Raw genomic sequence first — 25,097 nt, forward strand, 5'->3', positions numbered from 1 at the left:
GTACTATTTTACCTTTAATTAGCACAGTTTATGTGCCTCGATAGCTCAGTCGGTAGAGCAGAGGATTGAAAATCCTCGTGTCCGTGGTTCGATTCCGCGTCGAGGCACCATTTATTAAAATTTATTACGAAAAAACCCAAGCTATGCTTGGGTTTTTTCGTTTCATAATTGTACTTTACAAGCGTTTATATTAGAAAGAAAGCTTCATTTATACCTGTATTCTTGACTTGCTGGAATCACACCTTTCTATGTCAAATCCTTTAATTGAGAATGTTCTTGGTAAAGATTATAAAATTAGATGATATACCCAAACCACTTCAAGATGCAGGATTCAGTTGGAATTAGAAATGCTTTAGGCAAGGCATTGATTGAAGAACATGGTTATTCCCTTTTCAAAATCAATAACGCTGTATAAAGTATTTATAAACCAACCTTACAGGGACTTCTGAGCAAATCATGCTCGTTGTTGCCTGCATGGATGTAGGTACTAGAGCAATGCAGGAGCATATTGCCGGTCCATCTTTTTTTAAGGGAGTAACCATTAATGCAAAGATGCACCTAGATCATGAATTGATCAGCAGTCCTGAACCTCACATCTTGAAGTGGCTTGGGTATAGACTATCAAAGTAGCTAAATAGGTTTCATAATGAAACCGCTAAATTTATTTATAAACTCAATAATAAAATTAAAGAAGTTAAAAGTGTAATATGTTGTTACAATCGCTATTTCGAAAAACCCTTCCTTTAAGAGTTTTTTCTGAAATTTTTTGTTTTTTTGTTTTAAATTTAAAATACATGGAATAAATAGATATTAGGACGCAATAGATATGTTTTCTAAATTATTAGCATTACTAGGGTGTATGTTAATTACTGCATGTACCAGCCCTGAAATAGTTGGCAACAGAAGTGATAATTCAGGTGAACTCTCCAGAAATACTCATCACGAATATCCACCAAGTGATCAAAGTAAAGTAATGGTGACGAGTGAAACAGATAATAAATTATTAACTTTCTTTTTTGGTGCGGATCAAAATAAACCGATATTTAAAGCACATCAATTTTTACTTAGTCGCCACGAAAAACAGTATAAAGCGGGAGGTTTTTACCTAAATCAATATAAAAATAAATTAATGCTTGGTAGCAATGTAAGGCAAGCATTAAAAATCAGTGCGGTGAATGATACTATAAACAACTCAAGTACAGTCAATAACATATTGAACTATCATCAATATTTTAATGATGTACCCATAGTGGGGGCGGCCATCACTTTATTGATGGATAAAGATTATAAATTAATATCAATAAGTGCTTCGTTAGCAGATTTATCTTCAAATACAGCCCAATATAGCAGATTTAATATTTCTGAAAAAAAAGCGTTATCTGTAGCTTGGCAAGATTTAACTGGAAAATCGATTGATGAAAACCAATTTGAAGTTAATGAAGTATTAAATAAATATCACCTAATCAACCCCTTGGATCTTTGGCAATTGAGTTCATCCGTACAAGTTAATAAAGTTTATTTTCCTAGGAATAAAGGCATTGAAAGTGCTTATCAATTGACTTTAAGAGTTGCCAAAGAAAGTGGTAAAATTCGGCATGTTAGCTATATCATCTCAGCCAAAAATGGTAATATGTTGCATAAAAAAAATCTGATGAAATCATTATTACGTCGAACAAATTAAGTACTTAATTAGCTCGAACTCAAGATCAGCTTTCTGCTACAATAAAAGAGTTAATTATCTTAGTTTCAGGTTTGAGAATAATATAATTCGCCTGATTATTCAATTTTTTACAGTTTGATACAAGCGGATACAAACTGACAATTTACTTCAATAGACTCATTTTTATGTACTAGTTAGTATATTTCCTTCAAAGTGCTTTTTAACTGAAGGAAAAAAATAATGCCAATAAAAATATTAACGCTTGCCATAATAACCAGTTTTAGCATAAATACATTTGCCCAAACAGAACAATATGACTTGCTTCAACATCAAGCCGCGAAACAAGAAAAAAATCGCAGTATTATGTTTTCACCTCATAGTGAATTAACTCGTTCAGCTCGCATTAATAATTCTAAGAATGTTTATGTGGCACCAGTACTTGGTACACCACAATTTTTTTGGGCTAATTCAACTATAAAAAATTATAAGGTAAGAAATTCAACTACTCAAACCTCAGAAAAAATGCATCGAAGTGCTGGTCGACATTATATTAATCAATATAAAAGATTGTTGGGCCTGAATAACCATGGCGAACGTGGGTTGAAATTTCGCACTGCCTCGCAAGTTGCTAAAGATAAGGCCATTATCGTCAGATATGATCAATACGTAAATGATATTCCTGTTTTAGGTGGTGCAGTTAATTTGTTAATGGATAAAAACCATAAACTTATTTCAGTCGGGGCAAATGTTGCACCACAAACTCGCGCTGTAGCTGATGAACAAAATTTTAGTTATCACAAAAATAAAGCGGTTGCTATCGCATTATCTGATCTTATAGAAGAAAAAGTATCATTGAACGATGTATTTGTTGATCTTGATACCCACAAAGTGACACTAAATAAAACAAAGAATGGCTGGAAAATGAGTTCCGCAGCTACAGTTGAAAAAGTGTATTATCCGCAAAAAGATCGCGTATTAAGTGCTTATAAAATTAGTCTGCGTGTCAATAAACCCGGAACCTCAAGAATTAATGGAGAAACTCGTCACTTTGGTTATGTTATTTCAGCAACAAATGGAAAAATATTACAACGAAAAAACTATAGTCATTCAGCTTTTCACGGAAAAAACACAAACTTTAGTTATCTAGTTTATGCTGACAGGGCAACAAAAGCACCACAAGATGGCCCAGATGGTAATAATGGTAGTCCACACCCAACAGGTATACCTGATGGCTTTCAAGCTGCACTTGGTACACAAAATATGTTAGCAATGAGTCATGCTGGTATTAATACCGAAGATCCTTGGCTACCAGCAGGAGCAACAGAGTCTAAAGGTAATAACGTAGATGCATATATTGATACTTCAGCGCCTGATGGTTTTACAGAGAATTCAGATGATTTACGCGCTAAACTTAATGGTAATGGTGAGTTTAACTATATATTTGATGCAACAAAAGATGCCAATGCTAATAACATACAAAAACAAGCGGCAGTGACAAATCTGTTTTATACTATAAATTATTTGCATGATGTTTTTTACAATGCTGGTTTTGATGAAGCATCTGGTAATGCACAATTAGACAATTACGGTCGTGGTGGTAATGAGGGAGATCCAATTTTAGCTGAAGGACAGGATTTTTCAGGAATAAATAATGCAAATATGTCTACTCCACCAGATGGTCAGTCTCCTGTAATGCAGCAGTTCCTATTTCAAGGAAGCCCTAAAATAACTTTTGATTTTACACCGACTAAAGACTACCAGCTAAGCATTTATCCTAACCGTTTAGGCCTAAAAGATTTTGATACGCTTACGAGTGTTGCTGTTTTGATGCCAGATAATGATGCAAAAGATATTTGTCAACCATTTACTAACGGTGCTGATTTTACTGATAAAGTATTAGTAATTAATCACACAGAAGCATGTGATGAAGAACAATTTTATAAGGCTTTGAGTGAAATATCACCAGCAGTTGTGATGATAGTGAATAATGCAACACTACCTATAACTTTTGAGAAACAATTACCTTATGGTGTAATTGATGTTGATAATAACGATGAAAGCCAAATTTTTATTGATGCCATTAAAACAGGTAACATTACTGCTCACTTAGCTTTAAAAAGCCAAATGTTTCGAGATTCAACCTTAAGTAATCTTGTCATTATGCATGAATGGGGACATTATATTCATGGACGTTTAGCTGGTAATGGTCAAGGTCCGGGTAATAACGTTTATGGCGGTGGAATGGGTGAAGGATTTGGCGATTTTATTGCTATTATGCACCAAGTGCGCGAAGAGGATTTATCAAAGCCAGGCGGAGACAATTATAATGGAATATATACCCAAGGTGGTTGGACTGATGGCAGCTCAGTAGATAGCGATAATCAAGCCTATTATTTTGGTATTCGTCGTGTTCCTTATTCAACTGATATAAGTAAGAATGCGTTAAGCTATCGCCATTTTAGATTAGGTGAAACCTTACCTGAAACACACCCTATTGCTGGCGAAGCTACCGAAGTAACAGATGTAGGTCCTCATAGCCAAGGTGAGATTTGGGCTACAGTACTGTTTGAAGCATTTATGGGGCTTGCTCGTGACTCAGATCGGTTAACATTAACTCAAGCAAAGGAAAGAATGCGTCAATATTTGGTATCTGGTTTAAAATTAACACCATCTGATGCTACGTATCTGTTAGCGCGAGATGCCATTATTGCCAGTGCTGTTGCCAATGACATTAAAGATGCAAAAATTATAGCTCAAGCTTTTGCCAAACGTGGTATGGGTACATTGGCAACTTCTCCAGCGGTAAGTTCGCCAGATTTAAAAGAAGGGTTGAAAGAAAGCTTTGAAACAACATCTATAATTCAAGCTAAAGATTTAAAAATAGCTAACATGATAAAAGCTTGTGATACTGATAATATTTGGGATCCAACAGAAGTAGCAGAATTAGATATTAGCGTTTATAACAGTGGTATTGAAACACTTAATAGCGGTGAATTAGTCATTGAGTCTAATGATAAAGTCACCTTTGTTAATGGTAATAATATAACACATGGTGAATTAGCACCTTTTGCTCAGCAGCAAATAAAAGTTAAGGTTAAGCTTAATGAAGATGCTGACTTTAATAGTAAAGTAACCCTTTCCCTTGCATCGACAGCTAAACCTGAAAATAAAGTAGACTTTAGCTTTAGCACTAACCATGATATCGGTTTTGGTAATGTAGAAGCGTTTGAAAAAAGTATTGACAATGAAGCAGATAAAAGATTTTTAAACTGGACCAATACCCGTGAGTTAGAAAATGACAATTTACATGAAGATATATGGTTTGGCTCCTTTTCAGCGAGTTCAAAGTCTAACACTGCTAAAATTTGGCCATATGCGGGTACCAAAGATGAATCATTAGAAAGTGCAGAGCTTACAGTCGGTGATGATACTGATTTTGAAGTTAATTTTGACCATGTATATGTTACCAGAGAAGGCTTCGCAGGCGGATTAATTGAAGTGCGTGAAATTGGTGAACAGTGGGCTGCAATTGATGAAGCTAAAATAACACGCTATGACTTAGACGGTACTGAACTTGGTAAAGGTTACGCTGCAAAAGTAAACGCTGATGCAGGTACTAAAGTTGATGGGCAAGCTGCTTTTTCTGGTCTTAATATAACAGATGAAGAAATGGTTAACCGGAAGCTACCATTACGTAAAGTGGCTATTAATCTTGGTCGCGATTATGCGGGTAAAAAAGTGCAAGTTCGTTTTAGATATTTCTCCGCAGATGTTGAAGGCGAAGCAAACGATTTTTGGGAATTAGATAACATTGAGTTTAAAGGTTTGACTACTAAAGTCATTGATAAAGCCATTATAGCTAATGCTAAAATATGTACCGATAATACAGCTCCCACTGTAACGCTTGTGTCTACAGGTGGTACATTTGCTAATAATTCACTTGCCATAACTACTAAGGCGGGTAGTAATTTAACGCTTACAGCTAAAGGTAATGATAAAGAAAATGATAAATTAACGTATAAATGGGAGCAAACAAGTGGCGGTAAAGTAATTTTGTCAGATGCTGAAACTGCTAATCTTAAAGTTACTATTCCTGAATCATCAAGTGCAGGCACTGTTAATTTTAAAGTCACTGTTAGTGATGGTAAAGAGACGGTTACGAGTAAAGCAGTTGTTACTGTAACTAAAAAGAAAAAAAGTAGTGGTGGTGCCTTCTCTGCTTATTTATTATTAATAGGGTTGGGGGCGCGTTTATTTCGCCAAAGAAAACATATTTAATTAGCGTAATTTAAAAGTTAATAAGTAACAGTTAAAGAGCGTGACGACTCTCGATAACTGTTACTTATTTTTCTATATATTAGGGGCTGTTCTGTTGATCTTTCTGGGTTAAATTTTGTTCGAGATAAAAGCATTTTAGTCGCGGCGAGTAGTGTGTAGCCTAGTCATTCTAAGTAAATACGACTCAACAAAGAATAAAATGCTTTTAGCCGAATCCTTCGGACAGCGTTTGTTGGGCATTTTTACTGCGTTATCGCCTTTTTATGTGGAACACCACATGACAAAGCTTCTGCCTTGTATAAATGCCCAACAATTCGCTGCAAAAGTAATCTCGAAAGATCAATAGCCCCTATACTTAAAATATGATCTATCTAGTTCCCTCTAACTTCTATTGTATCCTTCATTAAAATTAGACTACCAGTGTCATCACTGTGGCTAAGTTTACTTATTTTTGTAGTACTTGACTCTGGTACATGCGTAATAGATGGCGATCGACTTGATTGCTACCGAGTTTGATTTATACCATTAATTCAGATAATTAAGTGACCATCCAGAGCTTATGATATTTTACAATTCTATGCATGTCAGTGAATTCATGGTTATTCCCTTTAGAATTGACATAACAACAGTGTAAATTCTCTAAAGCTCTTTATACTGCGTTATTGGTTTTGATAAGAGAATACCATTGTCTGTAACCAATGCCTTGCCTAAAGCGCTTTGAACTCCCGCTGATTGACCACTTTATTAACGGCAATGATATTATACCCAAGCTACTTCAAGATACGAGTTTCAGGACTCCTGAGAAAACCATGCTCGATTTGCAAAAAATTCAGTTTACCTTTTTCATTGTTAGGGATAATGCCGATAAGATTGCAGGGAAATATGAATTGTTAGTGTCGTTTGGACCCATCAAAATAGCCAAAGGATATATCTTTACCTGATTACACATAAAGCTCAGCTATACTCAAAATTTTATTCGTTATAGGCGGGTTGTAAAGCAACATATAAAAATCGTGGCAGCATATCTTCTAACTCAAAGTGCCGATTAAAACGATAACTAAACTCCGCCAAATACCGCGGTAAGTGTTTGTGCTTAATGGTATGATAAGTTCCAACAATAGAGTTTTTACATTTTCTATCATCATATTTACCAAAATAACTTGCTCTTTCTTAACACTATTAGGGTCACCATTTGTCATAAAAAGTGCTCACAATGAGCGTCTTCATCGACTCTAAAGACCCCTGATACAACATGGTGTTGCAGAGGGGTGCATTAATAATGCTTAGTTTTTGTCGGCTATGGCTTCGAAAAGATCAATGCGTAATTTGGCGGTACCGTCCTCTTGAATAACCCACAGTTCTTTAGTAATAATTCCCTGCGCTTTGTTCATCGACCATTTTGATTTAATGATCGCAGCCTTAGCTGAAATGACTTCAATTTCTGGTTCAATATATTTGACATCAGAAAATCCCTGATCGATTAAATTTTGCCAAAAAGATTGAATGGCAGCTGTTCCTATGTAACGACCAAAAGGTGTGGCGATCATTTCAGCATTTTTTTCATAGGCCTCGGCACATTGCTTTGCTTTACCGTCATTGAAGCCTTCTTTCCAGCGCTTACTGGCTGCCCAAACAGCCTGTTCAACTCGGGCTTTGTCTTGTGAAGATAATGGCGGTTTATTGTCTCTAGTATGTGAAAATAAAGCACCATGACCGGGAATAACCCAGTCCACTGACGCGGCTAACTTTTGGCGAGACTGCGTTAATTTAGTTGCATCTTGTGCTAACGGATCTTGAGCTGGATAGTAATCAGGAGCCCACCAAAGGTGAGTCAAACCATAAGTTCCTTCAGCTGTTTCCACCAATAGACTCGCATCTTCGCTAGTATGACCTGGAGTACGAATCACGGTAATTCCTGGAGCTATTTCATAATTGTCTGGATGATCTTTCTACAGATCATGCTGATATGTGGCCCAGTGATCAACAATCACCGCGTTAGGAAATAAACCTAATTGTGTATTGTGATCAGGGTGATGATGACTGATGAGTACATGTGTGACTTGCTCAGGGCTATAGCCTCTCGTGGCCAACTCTTTCAACAATGTGGGCCAAACACCTTTTGCAGCCATTCCAGGATCAGCAATAAGTAAGGTATTTTCTCCTTCTACCAGTGTCACTGTGCTGGCTATTTTTCGCCTTCCATCATCTCGCGCTCCGGGCAAAAATTCGAAACCTTTAATCGGACTGACATAGCCGTTATGTATAACAGACACTTTGTTTTCTGCTAAGCTGGCGGGTGAGCTAAAATAAAATGTGAAAAATAGAATAATGGTAAATAGTCGACGCTTGATCATGGTTATTTCCTTCGTTTAATTTAATACACTATTGCATTATAGAAAGACTAGAATAAAATAATAATGCGAATTAGGACAAATAAGCAGGTATAACTGACAGTATGCAACAACAGCAAAAACTTTCTATTGGCAGTATGTGTTATTGAGTATAACTGGAATAAACGACCTTTTGGCCAAAACGACCCTGTAACACATTTTGTGTAACTGCCAGGTTAAAATAACATCTTTCAAACGGTCTTCGAATTCAATCATAAATCGATTCAAGGCCGTTTTTATAGTAACTTTCATACCGTTGGACTTCATAAGAGCAATTAGTAATCTCTTCTTGGTCTTTCCTCTCTTGGCTTAGCTTCATTTATCTTTAAAGCTCTACCTTCGAATTCTTGTTGATTCAATTCCTCTATTGCTTTAGTTCCGGCATTATCATCAGACATACTTATAAATCCGAAACCTTTTGGTCTTTGAGTTTCTCTATCTTTAATTAAAGTTACTTTTTGTACTTTTCCATATTGTTCAAATAATGACTTTATTGTTTCTTCAGTTGTTTGGTATGACATATTTCCTACATAAATTTGCATAATATTTCCTTTTTAATTATTGCTGAATTATTTTAAGTAGTTTTTGATTTTGAAAAATACTCTTATTCTTCTTATAAATCAAAACAATATTCTTCAGGGCATCCCATACGCTGAGATAAATTGTTAGCAGATAGGCGATATATCTATTTTTAGTACAATCGTTGTTAGCAGAAAGTAAATAAAGAACAACAAAAACAGCTTTATATGCGGTTGTTTTTTACGCGTATCTTGTCATTTCATCCTAAAAACCCAGCAGGGTTAGCCATGCGTTAATGCCTATGGTGGTGATGGCAGTGCCATTGAGTGAGATTTATGGGTAATTAAATTCTAAAGTTTTGAGCGACCAAACTAAATCCCTTCGCATGGTAGATAGAGGTCGATTTCAATGTTATTTTTTATTCGATGGGTTAGTTAAATTTGATAACAGCATCTGTTCAGTGACTAACGAATACCATGAAAATTCATAATTTTATTGTAAGTTGTGTGATAATTTATTCGCTATCTAAATGTCACTACATTGTGCGAAATACTGGCCAATATGACCTCGTGTTTAATAATGAAAGGGAGCATTGGCAGTGTGGGCATTGCATGATTGATCATCCTTGTGGAGGTGAACGAGTATTTTCTTAATCACTACAAAATTTTCAATACGCGCAATGAGCTTAACTGCCCTCATCGCATTGGCTACATGTTTTGGTCTCAATGCCAAATACCCGCTTCACCTTTACGTCTAGGTCATTCACGGTGTATTGGAACAACTTGCTTACTGTGCTTGCCTCCTATGGAAAATGACAGCCCATAGTACCTGTGTTAATTGTTGCACATTAATCGTTTTAACCGTATCAATGTAAGCTTATGTAAAGTTGCTTTAGACATTTTATTGACTAGGTTTACAATAAAGTGTTTTAAAAATTAAATAGGTTTTAGTATATGAGACAACGCCTTAAAGTATTAAGTGTATTATTAAGTTGTATTTTATTAAGTGCGTGTAATACGGCAACCTATAAACTTGAAGAGTCCTTACTTAAGGTACACGTACCTAAAAACTGGGAAAATCATGTTCAGTTGGAAGATGTTAAAAATGGTTGGTTAATGCAAATCAGCAATGATCAAATACAATCATTAGTTCAAACGGCATTAAATAATAACTTTACTTTAAAGCAGCAAGCTTATTCACTGCAAATGAAAAAACAGGAATTAATTATTTCTGGTAACACATTATGGCCATCTTTAGATTTAGCTTTATCAAGTAATCGACGCAAGAATATTTCTCCTAACTCTTATATTAATAACGTTTCTGTTGACCTCAATATTAAGTACGAAATTGATCTATGGGGAAAGCTATCTGATTTTGATAAGCAAGCTAATTTGAGTTATTTATCAGATCAAGCTAATTTTGAACAAGGAAAACAGCAATTAGTTGCTGATGTTGTGATTGCCTGGTTTAAAGTCATTGAAGCCAAGCAATTAACAAACTTATACCAACAGCGAGCAGATAACACTAAACAAAATCTAGATATTATCGAATCAGGATATCAGCAAGGTTTAAACAGTGCCCTAGATGTTTATCTATCACGTAATGAACTTAATAGTGAGCTATCACGTGCAGCAGAACAAAAAGCAACAAAAATAGAAGCGATCCGTACACTAGAATTACTTTTAGGAAATTACCCACAAGGCGCACTGAGTATTGAAGCTAGCTTGCCTTTATTAAGTTCAGATATTCCAAAAGGTTTACCTTCAGGGCTTATTGCTCGAAAACCTAAATTGGTTGCATCTTGGTATCAACTTTTAGCTAAAGATGCATCTTTAGCATACGCTCATAAACAAAGATTCCCATCAATTAGCTTAATGGCTTCTGTAGGTAATAGTGCTTCCGAACTATCAGATGTTGTTTCAATTTCTGCGCTAGGTTGGTCATTATTAGGTAATTTAACTATGCCAATTTTTAATGCCGGAAAATTAGAAGCTAACGAAGAAAAATCCCGTTTGTTACTTAAACAAAGTGAACAAGGTTATTTAGAAACTTTGCATAACGCATTTTTGGATGTTGAGAATGCTGTAACACTAGAAAGTAGCTTAAAACAAAGATATCAAATGATGTTAGCAGCCCAAGAAAATGCAATCGCGGCGCAGAGGTTATCGTTTGAAAATTATCACAATGGTTTAGTTGATTACACTACAGTACTTGATGCACAAAGCCGTTCTTTTGATGCTCAAAGTACATTGATACAAATAAAAAGCCAATTAATTAGAAATCGAATTGAACTACATATTGCCTTAGGTGGTGATTTTTCAGCATCAGAACAAAATAAAGAGGCGAAATAATTTATGAAAAAAATAAAAAAAATACTTATTCCTATCGTTATTTTAACGGTGACAGCTATTTCGGTGTATTTTATTAAAAATAATCCGCCAAAAAGTCAAAGAGAAAAAGTATCACAAGCCCCTCTAATGACAGTTGAAATAAAAAGATTAAAACCACAATCTTATCCTGTGATGATTGAAAGTTTTGGCATCGTTAAGCCACAAATTCAAAGTGTTTTAGTTTCTCAGGTATCTGGGCAAATCAATCAAGTACGCGATCAGTTCAGAGAAGGTGGATTTTTTGAAAAAGGTGATACTTTAATTACGTTAGATGATCGAGATTATTTGGCAGAGCAAAAAATAGCGCAAGCAAGTTTAATGTTTGCCAAGCAAGGTTTATTAGAAGAGCAGGCAAGAGTAGAGCAAGCTTTAGTTAATTGGAAAAGATTAGCTAACGGTAATAAGCCTTCGGCTTTAGTTTTGAGAGAGCCACAACTTGAAGCTGCAAAAGCACAAGTATTATCTGCCCAAGCACAATTAGAGAAAACAGACTTAGCATTAGAAAGAAGTCAAATTGTAGCACCATATTCTGGACGAATATTAAAAAAATACGTGGACTTAGGGCAAGTCGTTTCAGTTAATACTCAACTCGCAGACATATACGCTACAGATGTTTTAGAAATTCGTTTGCCAATTAAAAATAAAGATTTAGGTTTTATGGTATTTCCTGAAGCGTTTCGCAATAACAATCACAAAATAGCTGATACATCAGTATCACTTACTTCAGAGCTTATTGGCGTACAAAAATGGCAAGGTACAGTCGTTAGAACTGAAAGCGCCATTGATACTGATTCCCAACAACTTTATGTCGTAGCACATATAAAAAAACCCTTTGATATAAGCCATAATCAAAAGCCTTCGATTAAAATAGGCCAATATTTAACAGCCAATATAAAAGGCAAACACGTTGAAAACGCGATTGTTATTCCTAATAGCGCTATTTATCAAGGTAGTTATGTTTATGTTGTTGAGCAAGATGTACTTAAACGTAAAGATATCACCGTTAGCTGGCAAAATAGCACAGATGCGATTATAGCAACAGGCTTAAACTTTAAAGATAATTTAGTGATCACACCTTTAGGCCAAGTTAGTTCAGGTACTCGAGTTAAAGTCACAGGAACAAAACTAATACAAAAAAAGAAAAGAGGTGAATCATGATAGCTTGGTTTGCCCGAAATCATGTAGCAGCAAACTTGCTAATGATTACAATTATATTTTCAGGTTTGTTTAGCTTATTAACGCAAATTCCATTAGAAGTATTCCCATCTATTGAGACCGATAAAATAAGTATCAAAGTATCGCTTCGCGGTTCAACTCCAGAAGATGTAGAGCAAGGAGTTGCCATTCGTATTGAAGAAGCAGTACAAGATCTTGAAGGCATAGAAAAAATCTCAAGTCGTTCTTCAGAAGGGTTAGCTTCTGTAACAATAGAAGTCGAATCTGGCTATGATCCTCGTGAAATGTTGGCTGATATCAAAAGGCGTGTGGATGCAATTAATACATTTCCAGTAGATGCAGAAAAACCTGTTGTAGCCTTAGCACAGAGAAAACATGAAGTGTTGTCAGTTACGGTTTCAGGACAATATGGTGAAAAAGAAATAAGAGAATTTGCTGAGAAAATACGTGATGATTTATTACGTATACCTGGTATTACACAATTAGAGCTAAGTGGTGTGAGAGATTATGAAGTTGCGATTGAGATCTCTCAAGATACGTTAAATCAATATGGTTTAAGTATTAGTCAGGTATCTACTACTATTTCTAACTCCAGCGCTAATATTTCAGCGGGTAATATTAAAACTCACGGTGGCGATGTACTGATTCGATCAAAAGGCCAAGCTTATCGTAAAGATGAATATGCCAAAATAGCGATAAAAACTCATATTGATGGCTCAATTTTAACTTTAAGTGATATTGCAACTATCAGAGATGACTTTGAAGAAACACCAGTAAGAACCCGTTTTAACGGTAACCAAGCTGCATTTATTGATGTTTATCGAATTGGCAAGCAAAGTGCAATTGATGTTGCACAAAAAGTAAAAAGCTATATTGATGTTCGCCAAGAAAATTTACCTATAGGATATGAATTAAGTTATTGGGATGATGATTCCCAAATTGTTAAAAACCGTATTTCAACTTTAACAACCAGTGCATTGCAAGGTGGTTTTTTAGTATTAATTCTTTTGACTTTATTTTTACGTCCAGCAATTGCAATTTGGGTCTGTGTAGGTATTCCTGTTTCATTTATGGGGGCATTTATTGCCATGCCCTTTTTTGGTATCACCTTAAATATAATGAGTTTATTTGGTTTTATTTTAGTACTAGGTATCGTGGTAGATGATGCCATAGTAACAGGCGAGAACATTTATACTCATCTAGAAAATGCAGAATCTGGTGAATACGCCGCTATAAAAGGTACGCAAGAAGTTGCAACACCAGTTACATTTGGTATTTTAACAACAGTAGCTGCTTTTTTACCTTTAGCATTCATTGAAGGTGCAAGAGGTGCCTTATTTGCACAGATTCCAATTGTTGTAATACCTGTATTAATTTTTTCATTGATTGAATCAAAATTTGTACTGCCATCTCATTTAAAAAATATTAAATTGCGCCATGAAAAGTCAGAGCCAAGCAGGTTTGAACATTTCCAGCACCAATTTGCAGATGGTTTTGAAGGATTGATCTTAAAGTATTATCAACCTTTATTGATAACAACCTTAAAATATAAGCTAACTACATTAAGTTTATTTGTTGGCGTGTTTATTATTATTGTGACCTTAATTACCAGTGGTTGGACTAAGTTTATCTTTTTTCCCCGGATCCCAAGTGAAACCGTGAGAGTTAATTTAACATTACCAACGGGTACACCTTTTGAAGTTACCAATAAATTTGTGATTAAAATGGCTAATAAAGCCGATGTTTTACGAGAAAAATATCGAGATCCTGAAACCAACCAAAGCATCATTTTAAATATATTAGCTACAACAGGTGGTCGAGGAGGAGTTTCCAACTTTGGTGGTGTGCGTTTTGAGATTGTACCGCCTGAGCAAAGAGAGTCAACTATCACTTCTAAAGAATTAGTAAGAGAATGGCGTCAACTCATTGGCACTGTGCCTGGTGCCGAAAGCTTAACTTTTAGAGCTGAAATAGGACGTTCTTCCGATCCAATTGATGTGCAGCTTACTGCAACATCATTAGAAACGCTTAAGGAAGTTGCTGAAAAAGTAAAAGCACGTTTAGCAACTCATCCTACGGTTTTTGAAATTGCGGATAGCTTATCTGATGGTAAAGAAGAGTTGCAAATTGAGCTAACAGATCAAGGTCGCGCGCTTGGCTTTACGCGAGTAGAAGTTTCTCGCCAAGTAAGAAGTGCATTTTTTGGTGCTGAAGTACAACGTATTCAAAGAGGTCGTGATGATGTGCGTGTGATGGTGCGTTTACCTTTAAATGAACGGGCATCGGTATCAAGTCTTGAAAATATTTTAATTACAACAGCTGAAGGCGGTAATGTGCCTTTATCACATATTGCAACTTTAATACCCGGTCAAAGTCCCGCTTCTATTAATCGTATCGACAGATATAGAACGGTAAATGTCACAGCTGATATTGATAAAATAAATACTAATATGACGATATTACAAGCCGATTTAAAAACGTATCTTGATGAGTTAATTGTACAGTACCCTAGTGTAAATCATTCATTAGAAGGTGAAGCAAAAGAGCAAAGAGCATCATTTAGTTCACTTGGCTGGGCTTTATTATTTGTATTTTTCATTATCTATGGTTTATTGGCTATCCCTTTTAAATCGTATTTACAGCCTTTAATTGTAATGAGTGTAATCCCATTTGGTATGATAGGCGCTGTAATGGGGCATTGGATCATGGGTATGGAATTAACCATAATGAGTTTATTAGGTATGCTGGCACTTGTAGGCGTCGTGGTAAATGATTCCTTAGTGTTAGTTGACTTCATTAATAAAAAGCGTGATCAAATGGAAGATCGAGCTGATAAATTAATGGAAGCCGTTTTAACGGCTGGAGCCGCAAGGTTTAGACCTGTTATGTTAACAAGCTTAACAACTTTTATAGGCCTGATGCCTTTACTCTTTGAAGAATCGACACAAGCACAGTTTTTAATACCAATGGCTGTATCATTGGGTTTTGGTATTTTATTTGCCACTTTTATTACTTTGATCTTAATACCTGTTAATTATATGTTGGTAGAAAAAGTAAAAAGTGCATTTGAAACAGAAGCAGAGTTAACAACCTCTTAATAACAATTCTCAATAATACCAGTCTATTATCTTGATAGACTGGTTTTTTTATAACTTATTTTAATTAATAGAAATATCCCTATACACCATGATATCTACGTCACAAGCTTTGAATTACCGTTTATTTCTAATGGTTATATTTTATGCACTTAGGTTATATAAAATATACAATGTTTATTGTTTGTATGTTTTATGTTTATTTTCAGGTGATTAGATGTGTTTTTTTGTCTTTTTCTTCTTTTAAAAATGTAGAAGTTGTAACTTGATGTTAATTTTTGTAGATAATATACAATATATTGTTGTATAAATACACTCAGAAAATAACTGCACTGGCTTTAAACGAGAAAGTGCAATAAATAAAACAAGAGAGTTAACATGAATCGTTCAGGGTTTGGTTTAGATAAATATAAAAGATCATTAGTTGCATTGAGCATAGGATCAATGCTTTCATTTTCTGCAACTTCAACAGCTGCTGTAGAGAATTTTACTGAAGAAGTAGAGCGTATTTCAGTAACGGGTTCTCGCATTAAGCGTGTAGATATGGAAGCAGCATCACCAATTGTTTCTTTTTCGGCTGCTTCTATGGAAGGCACTGGTTACTCAACTGTATCTGATGTTTTACGTAATTCATCATTAAACCCTTTTGGTTCATTTGAAGGTACTTCAAATAATGGTTGGGCTTCAATGTCAATTATGGCTTTAAAAGGCGCTGACTCTCGTCAAACGTTAATTCTTATTGACGGTGTAAGAATGTCTAAATCACCAGTAACGGGTGGTACATCTAACTTAAACTTAATTCCAAATGCAGCAATTGAACGTATTGATGTATTAACCGATGGTGCATCATCAGTATATGGTGCTGATGCCGTAGCCGGTGTTATTAATATCGTACTTAAAAAAGAGTTTGAAGGTGTTGAATTAACTGCTAAAAGTGAGTTTCCAGATAGTGTAAGTGGTGCTGATTCACAGAGCTTTACTTTTACTGGTGGCCTTTCAGGTGAAAAAGGTAATATGGTTTTCTCATGGGAGCATTATGAAAAAGATGCAATCTATATGTCTGATTTTGATTATGCAACAGCACAATTAAACGAAGAGGGATTAGATCCTAACAACAGAGGTAACTGGCACGGCGTTAGTGGTACTGGTCGTACTGTTGAACAAGCTAGTAATGGCTGGGATAGCCAAGCATTAAATACACAAAATAACTGTGATGTATACAACACTGGTAACGGTACCGGCACTATTATGGGCCCTTTCGGTACTGATAGCATAGTATGTGGATATGATTATACAGAATCTGCACAGCTAACGCCTGAGCAACGTCGTGATTCATTAATGGCTAACTTCACTTATGAGTTAACTGATGACATTCAACTATACGCACGTGGTTTATGGATGAATGCAGAAACACGTGACATTTCAGCTGCTGTTCCTGCTTGGTTCCCTACAGATCATGCACTACCTGAGCGTTCAATTACAACTGAAGATGGCACTGACCTTACTTTAACTGCTATAGATGATGGTGGTTGGTTTGGTTACCGTCTAAATACATTAGGCGATCGTACTGCAGAGCACTCAGATAGTACTTTTGATTTTACGCTTGGCCTAGAAGGAAGTATTGGTGATGCAGCATGGGATCTAAATACAAGTTATCAACGTTATGATTCTTTCACATGGGGTACTAATTATACTAGTCGAACAGCTTTAACCGCAGCTGTAGGTTCTGAAGATGCTGATGGTAACTGGTCTGGTTGGGATCCTCGAGATCCAGATGCAACTCCACCTGACTCTGTTCGTGCAAACTTTGATAAACGACGTTTTACGACTCAGTTAGGTATTAACGGTGGTGTATCATTTGATGTTATGGAGTTACCAGCAGGTACTATGTCTGCATATGTGGGTGCTTCACATACTAGAGATACTTATTATTCATTTGTAGATGGGCAAGCTGAAGCAGGTTTAGTACTTGGTGGTAACGGTGGTAGTGGTGGTGAAGGGTCACGTACTGTTGAATCAGCTTTTGCTGAATTAGTTGTGCCTGTAATTGATGGCATGGAACTAAATTTTGCTGCTCGTTATGATGACTTCAGTGATTTTGGTAGTACTTTTAATCCAGCTGTTAAAGCAAGTTATCGTCCAATAGAAAGTTTGTTATTACGTGCTTCAATGGGAACAGGTTTCCAGGCGCCATTATTAACTGACTTATATGGTTTAAGATCTCGTGGCCACATTGAAGATGATAAAAACTACATTCAATGTTACCAAGAAGGTATTTCAATTGAAGACTGTAATTACACTGATGACTATTGGGGTACTTCAGGTGGTAACTCGAATCTACAGCCTGAAGAATCAGAAAATACTAACGTAGGTTTTGTATGGCAGTTTGCTGAAGGTTGGTCAACAACATTGGATTATTGGACGTTAGATATCGACCAACGTGTTGATACTATGAGTACAGAAATGATCCAAATTCAACAAATCATTCTATGGGAGAAAGAAGGTCTAGGAGCTGATATTTCAAGTAAATTACCTGGTGTGAGTATTACATACCGTGGTGGTAATAATATTGATGAAATTGTTGCACCTAAAGCAAACCAAGGACATCGTGAAACAGCCGGCATAGATTGGACCGTTAATGGTAATATCGAAACAGAAATGGGCGATATTTCATTAGATATGAACTGGACTCATATGATTAAATTCAAAACGAGTTTTGTAGATGCTGATGGTACAATCGTATTAGGTCAAGATGAATTAGGTCAATTTGATCGTTCAAATTCATTTTACCGCCCTGAAAATCGTGTAACTGTGCAGATTGGTTGGAGCTTAGATGATCATTCTGTATCACTGGCATCAACTTACTTAGCGGGTATGGAAAATACAGAACGTAACGAAACTGATACGGCTGATATTGTTGTAGATACATTAGATAGCTATTTAAGCCATAATTTATCGTATAACTACCATACACCTTGGAATAGTAAGCTTTCAATTGGTATATTAAATTTAACTGATAAGACTCCACCTCGTGCAAAAAATGAAAATCCAAGAGATCCAATCAATTCGCTTTACGATATCCGTGGACGCGTATTCACTGTTGGTTTCACTCAAACTTTCTAGTTAATAAAGATTTAGCAACTTTTAGTCTTAGTTCTCCCCCTGGATTATAGACACCCAGAGCCTAGCTTTTAGTTAGGCTTTTTTTATTTTCATAGCCATTGAAATAAATTAGTAGATTCGCATAATAAGTGTAATTTTTATTTATTTAAATACAATAGTAGTCAATAAAATATTGCTTTAAATAAAAGAGAAAATAAATGTCTGATTTAACGTCAAATGAGCAAGAATTTTACAATGATACTTTTAATGAACAAAGCTGTAACCACATATCATTTATTGATAAAACCTTCGATTCTTGTGAATTTATAGCATGTGATTTTAGCAATGGGTTATTTAGAAATTGTGAATTTATCGATTGTAGCTTTGATAAATGCAATCTCAATTCAGTAGTAGTAAACAATAGTAAGTTTTCAGATGTTATTTTCAATGAATGTAAACTATTGGGTGTTGATTGGACTAAAGCATATTGGCGTGATTTGGCATTAGGTTCTGCATTAAAGTTTAATCAGTGCATGATCAATTCAAGTTCTTTTTATGATTTGAACCAAACAGAGATAGAAATAAAATCTTGTAGAGCACATGATGTTGATTTTCGTGAAGCTGATTTTAGTAAAGCAAACTTCAGTGATACTGACTTAAATAATAGTCTTTTTTCAAACACTAATTTAACAGGCGCTATATTTACAGATGCAATAAATTACGATATTAATATCACTAGGAATAAAGTCGAACAGGCAACATTTAGTCGATATGAAGCTGTGAAATTATTAGACTCGTTAGGTATTAACTTGGTCGATTAAGATAGATTCTAATAAAAATTAAATTCAATTGTGTATCCAATTAAATTACGATATCAATATTAATCGAAACAAAGTAGAGAAGGAGACATTTTACAGGCACTAAGCCGTTGGATTATAAAGTTCTTTAGGCGTTAACTTAGTTAGTTAAGAAAGATGTTTTTGATAGGTCGGTTTTAGCAAGAGATTGTTCTAATATATTCAATTCATACTATAGCGGTAACTGAAATAAAAATAAATGCGTTGATATTACGCATTTATTCCGTTTTATTAAGCATTGAGAGTTCGACGGCAGCCAGAGCAGGTTATTGTTTGTCGAACGGCAGCTGCACCTACTATACCCAAACCACTTCAAGATGCAGGATTCAGTTGGAATTAGAAATGCTTTAGGCAAGGCATTGATTGAAGAACATGGTTATTCCCTTTTCAAAATCAATAACGCTGCATAAAGTATTTATAAACCAACCTTACAGGGAGTTCTGAGCAAATCATGCTCGTTGTTGCTTGCATGGATGTAGGTACTAGAGCAATGCAGGAGCATATTGCCGGTCCATCTTTTTTTAAGGGAGTAACCATTAATGCAAAGATGCGCCTAGATCATGAATTGCTCAGCAGTCCTGAACCTCACATCTTGAAGTGGCTTGGGTATATAGGTGTCATATCTAATGGTAGCGCTTTATTATCATTTGAAAGGTTTTTTAATTTTTTTTGTTTAATTTAAGTTTCACTATAAGCTCCATACTGTTTTATTATATAAAGATAAAAAATATTTTAACTAAATAACGGAATAAATTATCAGTGAAATTTTAACAGGAATGTAACATAAAGAAAGACTAAAGAAGATGTTCCCCAAGACGCGGTTTCAAGTATTGGTCCTGAACCCAATGGCTCAGGTCGGATATCAGATGCCTTCCGTAGGCTTCTCGGTACATGCCAAGCTTGCTCAATAGAAGGTTAAACTGAATTCCTGGTAAAAAGTTTATCGGCTCAGGGACGTAACTTGTACGCCTACATCACAGGGAACAATTTAAGTATATAGGAGTAGCAGAAAACCTCTACATTTTTTTCAAATAATTGTTCTGAATGCTTCTAATATAAACAAATGGTTGTTTATTTATTCAAGCTACTGCAATTTAGTGGTTTTGCACTTTGCCCAGTGGTAGCATTAATAAATATTCAGAGAACAAAAATCAGGTTTAACATTCGTCATGAATCAAATTGAAGATTACCAAGAAGCTCAGCAAGTATTAGAGCAAAATGAAGTTCATATTATGCCCTCTGAAGTTCATGGTGTAATTAGTGGTTTATTAGCGTGTGGTTTAGAAATTCAAAGCGATGAATATTTACAAATTTTAAGCGATATATTTAATGAAGGACAAAAGTTTAATTGTGAATTAAAAACTTTTTTTTCTGACTTTTATAAATTAGTAACAGCAAATTTAGATAAAGACGACTTATCATTTGAATTATACCTCCCCCATGAAGACGAATCTCAATCAGACCAAGCAAATGCGTTGGTAGCTTGGGTTTCGGGTTTCTTATTAGGTTTTGGATTAAAACAGAAAAATTACGGTAAGTTATCAGCAGATGTAAAAGAAGTGATCACCGACTTTACTGAGATCAGTAAATTAGACACTCACTTTGACGAAACTGAAGATGACGCACAAGCTTTACATGAAATTATTGAATATGCACGTATCTCAACAATTTTATGTTTTTCTGAGCTAGGTAAAAGTAATAAAAGTGCCGCACCTCAAAGTAAAACATTACATTAATAGATTTTCTTAAAACCTTCATTAAGATCACTTAGTGAATTTTTTATTTTGGGTAACTGTCAGTTTGTAGCACTCATATATCGACAAAGACTTTTGGAACAATAATGAACATAACTGAATTTAAAAATCGTCGTGATAATTTATTAAAAAAAATGGATGACAATTCAATCGCTATTATTCCTGCAGGCGTTGAGTTAACACGTAGTAGAGATACCGAGTTTCCATTTCGTCAAGACAGTGACTTTTTATATTTAACAGGTTTTTTAGAACCCGAAGCTGTTTTAGTATTATCACCAAGCGCTCAAAACCAATCTACTTTGTTTTGTCGTAATAAAGATAAAATAGCTGAAATTTGGTGCGGCAGAAGAATAGGTCCACAACGCGCCCAGTCTGAATTTCTATTTGACCAAACCTTTGCATTATCTGATCTAAAAGATAATTTACTTACATTAGTGAGCGGTCACGCTACGCTTTATTATGGTCAAGGTACCTATGCTGAATTTGATGAAAAAATTTGGCAGCTTTTAAATACGTTACGCGGAGGTCCTAAAAAAGGCTATAAAGCACCAACAGTGATTAAAGATGTGCGTAATTTAGTACATGAAATGCGTTTATTTAAATCGCAAAACGAAGTTGAATTAATGCGTAAAGCTGCTGTAATAAGTACACAAGCGCATATTAGAGCAATGAAATATTCAAAAGCAGGTGCGTTTGAATTTCAATTAGAAGCAGAGCTTCATCATCATTATGCAATGAGCGGTGCACGTTACCCGGCTTATGGCACCATTGTAGGTTCAGGTGATAATGCTAATATTCTGCATTACACAGAAAATTCAGATATATTAGCCGACGGCGATTTAGTATTAATTGATTCAGGTTGTGAGCTTGAAGGTTATGCCGCCGATATTACACGTACCTTCCCTGTAAATGGAAAGTTTACGACGCCACAAAAACAGCTTTATCAACTTGTTTTAGATGCACAAATTGCAGCTATGTCATTTTACAAACCTGGATCCACCTTAAAGCAAGCATCAGTTGCAGCCACGAAAGTATTAACACAAGGCATGATAGATCTCGGTTTACTAGAGGGTGACCTTAATGAACTTATTAGCAATGAAGCTTACAAAGCTTTTTATATGCATGGTTTAGGGCATTGGTTAGGTTTAGATGTGCATGATGTAGGCGAATATAAACAAGATGAAAAAGAGCGGGTATTTGAACCGGATATGGTATTAACGGTAGAACCTGGAATTTATGTTGCTGCAGACTCTAAAGCGCCAGAGCAATTTAAAGGCATAGGTATTCGCATTGAAGATAATATTTTAATCACAGCTGATGGCCACGAAAATTTAACGCAATCGTTACCTAAAACAATAGATGAAATAGAAGGCTTAATGGCTTAGTGGCAGGAGTAGAAGTGCAAGAGTTATCAAAAATCACACATCATTTTGATATTGTTATTATCGGTGGCGGTTTAATAGGAGCATCACAGGCTTTATGTTTAGCTAAATCATGCCCGAAACTCAAGATTGCGGTTGTTGAAGCAATTGAAGCCACAAAGAAAAATCAACCAAGTTTTGATGATCGCAGTATCGCAATCGCACAACAATCAGCGCAATATCTTAAAAAATTTAATTTATTTAATGAAAATTTTAACTATTGTGAAGCCATTAAAACAGTTCAAGTAACGGATAAAGGGCATTTTGGCAAAGCAAAAATTACCGCTCAGGAATATCAGTTAGATGCGTTAGGTTATGTGGCTGAGGTTAAGCCTTTTGGTCATGCTTTACATCAGCAACTTAATGATATAAAAAATATTAAATTATTTTGTCCTGATCAGGTTATTACTCACAGGTTTACTCAAGACTTAGCATTGATCGAACTTAAATCAGGTATTCAACTATCATCTTCATTAGTTGTTGTGGCTGATGGCGGTCAATCGGTTAGTCGCGCTTTGTTGCATATAGACTTTAAAAAACAAGCCTATAAGCAATCAGCATTGATTGCGAATATTGAAGTGGCTGGTGGACATAATAATCAGGCTTTTGAGCGATTCACGCAATTTGGCCCTATGGCTTTATTACCCATGAGCCAAAATCGATATTCACTAGTGTGGTGCCAATCTCCAGAGCAAATTCAAGAATACCTTGAATTACCAGATAATAAGTTTTTAGAAGCACTTCAAAATGCATTTGGGTTTAGCGCGGGTCAGTTTACACAAGTCGGTATGAGAGCATGTTATCCATTAGCATTAGGAAGAGCTGAGCGTATTGTGCAACATCGTGTAGCAGTAATTGGTAATGCAGCCCATTTAGTTCACCCCATAGCAGGGCAGGGCTTTAATTTAGGGTTACGCGATATACAAACTTTGGTCACTAAACTTGAACAAGCCCAAAAACACAATAAAGATATTGGCTGTTTTGAAGTGCTGCATGCTTTTGAATTAGCGCGTAAAAAAGATTTGGATACGGTATTAACATTAACCGATGGCTTAGTGCGTTTATTTTCAAATTCATATCATATGTTGGCACTTACTCGCAGTATTGGGCTTGTTAGTATGGATTTATGCTCAGACATAAAGCAAGCATTAGCAAAACAACTTATGGGTAAAATAAAACCACAGTTATCATCAAGCTCAGTTGAGGAATACCTATCATGATGCAAACCCAAGTATGCATTGTCGGCGCAGGTTGTATTGGATTAACACTCGCTTTGGGTTTAGCTAAAGCAGGAATAGAAGTTGTTGTATTAGATTCTGCATCAGGTGATATAGAAGTAGGTAATGAATTTGGTTTAAGAGTGAGTGCTTTGAGCCTTGCAAGCCAAGCGTTATTTGAAAAACTGGATGTATGGCAAGGTATTATAACCACTCGTGCACAAAGTTATCAAAAAATGGATGTGAGAGATCAAGACTCTTTTGGCAAAATTTCATTTACAGCAGCAGATTTTGATACTGAATATTTAGGTCATATTGTTGAAAATGATGTCATTCGACAATCGCTTATTGTTCAATTAAATGAGCAAGCCAGCGCTACATTGATATTTAATACCCACTATACTGAAATTCATCAATCTGAAAATGATGTGTTTCTAACATTAGAAAGTGGCCAGCCGATTATTACTAAACTGCTGGTGGCCTGCGATGGAGCAAACTCAAATATTCGTCAGCTCTTTAAAATGCCAATTACCTTTTGGGATTACGACCACCACGCAATTGTTGCAACCATTAAAACGCAATTACCACATGATAATGTAGCAAGACAAGTGTTTTTACCTGATGGTCCATTAGCATTTTTACCTTTAGCAGAAAAAAATACCCATTCAATCGTATGGTCTACCTCACCTGAAAAAGCAAAAAAACTGCAAGCACTGAGCGATAAAGAGTTTAATAAAATATTGATGGCACATTTTGATGGTCAATGTGGTTTATGCGAAGTGGTCAGTGAACGTGCAGCATTTCCTTTAACCATGCGCTACAGTAAAAAATGGCTAGATAATCGTGTTGTATTAATGGGTGATGCAGCACATACAATTCATCCTCTAGCGGGCTTAGGTATGAATTTAGGCTTAAAAGATGCGGCTTTAATGATAGATTTATTAAGTGAAGGATCACAAAATGAAGCTATTAGCAGCAGGGTCGAGAAACCGCAGTTTGCACCTCATAAAGTATTACGAGAGTATGAACGTACTCGAAAATCAGATGCTCAACTGCATATTGCCATGATGCAAGGTTTAAAAGAATTGTTTGAAGGGCAAAACCCTGTCAAAAAGTTGATCCGGGGTATTGGGTTAAATATAGTGGACAACCTAGGCCCGTTAAAACACATATTTGGTAAAAGTGCTTTAGGCAAGTAAATCTGCTGCACAGCTTTACTGGTGGCCACTACGTGGCGA

Annotated in this window: 16 protein-coding genes, 1 tRNA gene, 1 other RNA gene and 2 pseudogenes; 15 read left to right on the forward strand and 5 right to left on the reverse strand. The window is 35.7% G+C overall.

Features of this window, described 5'->3' with window-relative positions; all coding sequences use genetic code 11:
* Nucleotides 1-34: 34 nt before the first annotated feature.
* The 5 genes and pseudogenes from CJF42_RS12230 to CJF42_RS28620 all read left to right on the forward strand — a co-directional run bounded on the left by CJF42_RS12230 (nucleotide 35) and on the right by CJF42_RS28620 (nucleotide 6,304).
* A tRNA-Phe gene (locus CJF42_RS12230) sits at nucleotides 35-110 on the forward strand.
* A gap of 346 nt (nucleotides 111-456) precedes the next feature.
* Nucleotides 457-630, forward strand: coding sequence for a hypothetical protein (locus CJF42_RS27475; RefSeq protein WP_170940594.1), 174 nt, complete (start codon nucleotides 457-459; stop codon nucleotides 628-630).
* Between the two features lie 196 nt (nucleotides 631-826).
* Nucleotides 827-1,681, forward strand: coding sequence for a hypothetical protein (locus CJF42_RS12240; RefSeq protein WP_095366960.1), 855 nt, complete (start codon nucleotides 827-829; stop codon nucleotides 1,679-1,681).
* Between the two features lie 219 nt (nucleotides 1,682-1,900).
* Complete coding sequence (locus CJF42_RS12245; protein WP_095366961.1) at nucleotides 1,901-5,938, forward strand: M36 family metallopeptidase; 4,038 nt, start codon at nucleotides 1,901-1,903, stop codon at nucleotides 5,936-5,938.
* A gap of 151 nt (nucleotides 5,939-6,089) precedes the next feature.
* Nucleotides 6,090-6,304: pseudogene (locus CJF42_RS28620) on the forward strand (hypothetical protein).
* 575 nt (nucleotides 6,305-6,879) lie between these two features.
* Here the strand turns inward: CJF42_RS28620 and CJF42_RS12260 are convergent.
* From CJF42_RS12260 to rbp, 4 genes and pseudogenes are all read right to left on the reverse strand, one after another.
* Nucleotides 6,880-7,157 (reverse strand): annotated as a pseudogene (locus CJF42_RS12260) (transposase); the annotation flags it as partial.
* A 64-nt stretch (nucleotides 7,158-7,221) separates the two neighbouring features.
* The gene (locus CJF42_RS12265) at nucleotides 7,222-7,845 is read right to left on the reverse strand and encodes an MBL fold metallo-hydrolase (protein ID WP_212668814.1); all 624 of its coding nucleotides are present in this window, start codon (nucleotides 7,843-7,845) and stop codon (nucleotides 7,222-7,224) included.
* Nucleotides 7,846-7,887: 42 nt separating this feature from the next.
* Nucleotides 7,888-8,292, reverse strand: a complete 405-nt coding sequence (locus CJF42_RS12270; RefSeq protein WP_095366963.1) for an MBL fold metallo-hydrolase — start codon at nucleotides 8,290-8,292, stop codon at nucleotides 7,888-7,890.
* 311 nt (nucleotides 8,293-8,603) lie between these two features.
* Nucleotides 8,604-8,870, reverse strand: coding sequence for an RNA-binding regulator (rbp, locus tag CJF42_RS12275; protein ID WP_095366964.1), 267 nt, complete (start codon nucleotides 8,868-8,870; stop codon nucleotides 8,604-8,606).
* Nucleotides 8,871-9,800: 930 nt separating this feature from the next.
* On the opposite strand from rbp, the gene CJF42_RS12280 reads away from it, so the two are divergent.
* The 6 genes from CJF42_RS12280 (at nucleotide 9,801) to CJF42_RS12310 (ending at nucleotide 20,149) form a co-directional block, all read left to right on the forward strand.
* Complete coding sequence (locus CJF42_RS12280; protein ID WP_095366965.1) at nucleotides 9,801-11,198, forward strand: TolC family protein; 1,398 nt, start codon at nucleotides 9,801-9,803, stop codon at nucleotides 11,196-11,198.
* Nucleotides 11,199-11,201: 3 nt separating this feature from the next.
* Nucleotides 11,202-12,395, forward strand: a complete 1,194-nt coding sequence (locus CJF42_RS12285) for an efflux RND transporter periplasmic adaptor subunit (protein ID WP_095366966.1) — start codon at nucleotides 11,202-11,204, stop codon at nucleotides 12,393-12,395.
* Nucleotides 12,392-15,511: an efflux RND transporter permease subunit gene (locus tag CJF42_RS12290; RefSeq protein WP_095366967.1), complete on the forward strand. Its 3,120-nt coding sequence runs from the start codon at nucleotides 12,392-12,394 to the stop codon at nucleotides 15,509-15,511. Before CJF42_RS12285 ends, CJF42_RS12290 begins: the two co-directional genes overlap by 4 nt.
* A gap of 375 nt (nucleotides 15,512-15,886) precedes the next feature.
* Nucleotides 15,887-18,631: a TonB-dependent receptor domain-containing protein gene (locus tag CJF42_RS12295; RefSeq protein WP_095366968.1), complete on the forward strand. Its 2,745-nt coding sequence runs from the start codon at nucleotides 15,887-15,889 to the stop codon at nucleotides 18,629-18,631.
* A 197-nt stretch (nucleotides 18,632-18,828) separates the two neighbouring features.
* The gene (locus tag CJF42_RS12300) at nucleotides 18,829-19,431 is read left to right on the forward strand and encodes a pentapeptide repeat-containing protein (RefSeq protein WP_095366969.1); all 603 of its coding nucleotides are present in this window, start codon (nucleotides 18,829-18,831) and stop codon (nucleotides 19,429-19,431) included.
* A 487-nt stretch (nucleotides 19,432-19,918) separates the two neighbouring features.
* Nucleotides 19,919-20,149, forward strand: coding sequence for a hypothetical protein (locus CJF42_RS12310; RefSeq protein ID WP_170940595.1), 231 nt, complete (start codon nucleotides 19,919-19,921; stop codon nucleotides 20,147-20,149).
* A 121-nt stretch (nucleotides 20,150-20,270) separates the two neighbouring features.
* Here the strand turns inward: CJF42_RS12310 and ssrS are convergent.
* Nucleotides 20,271-20,453: non-coding RNA, 6S RNA (ssrS, locus tag CJF42_RS12315), on the reverse strand.
* A 183-nt stretch (nucleotides 20,454-20,636) separates the two neighbouring features.
* Here ssrS and CJF42_RS12320 point away from each other — a divergent pair.
* From CJF42_RS12320 to CJF42_RS12335, 4 genes are all read left to right on the forward strand, one after another.
* Nucleotides 20,637-21,203, forward strand: a complete 567-nt coding sequence (locus CJF42_RS12320; protein WP_095366971.1) for a UPF0149 family protein — start codon at nucleotides 20,637-20,639, stop codon at nucleotides 21,201-21,203.
* A gap of 104 nt (nucleotides 21,204-21,307) precedes the next feature.
* Nucleotides 21,308-22,606 (forward strand): Xaa-Pro aminopeptidase, encoded by a 1,299-nt coding sequence (gene pepP, locus CJF42_RS12325; protein ID WP_502694790.1) that lies wholly within the window; start codon nucleotides 21,308-21,310, stop codon nucleotides 22,604-22,606.
* A 32-nt stretch (nucleotides 22,607-22,638) separates the two neighbouring features.
* A complete protein-coding gene (ubiH, locus tag CJF42_RS12330) occupies nucleotides 22,639-23,862 on the forward strand; it encodes a 2-octaprenyl-6-methoxyphenyl hydroxylase (RefSeq protein ID WP_095366994.1) in 1,224 nt (407 codons plus the stop codon).
* On the forward strand, nucleotides 23,859-25,058 hold the full coding sequence (locus CJF42_RS12335; RefSeq protein ID WP_095366973.1) for an FAD-dependent monooxygenase: 1,200 nt from the start codon (nucleotides 23,859-23,861) through the stop codon (nucleotides 25,056-25,058). Before ubiH ends, CJF42_RS12335 begins: the two co-directional genes overlap by 4 nt.
* Nucleotides 25,059-25,097: the final 39 nt, after the last annotated feature.

It is taken from the genome of Pseudoalteromonas sp. NBT06-2, assembly GCF_002276045.1.
Classification (GTDB): domain Bacteria; phylum Pseudomonadota; class Gammaproteobacteria; order Enterobacterales; family Alteromonadaceae; genus Pseudoalteromonas.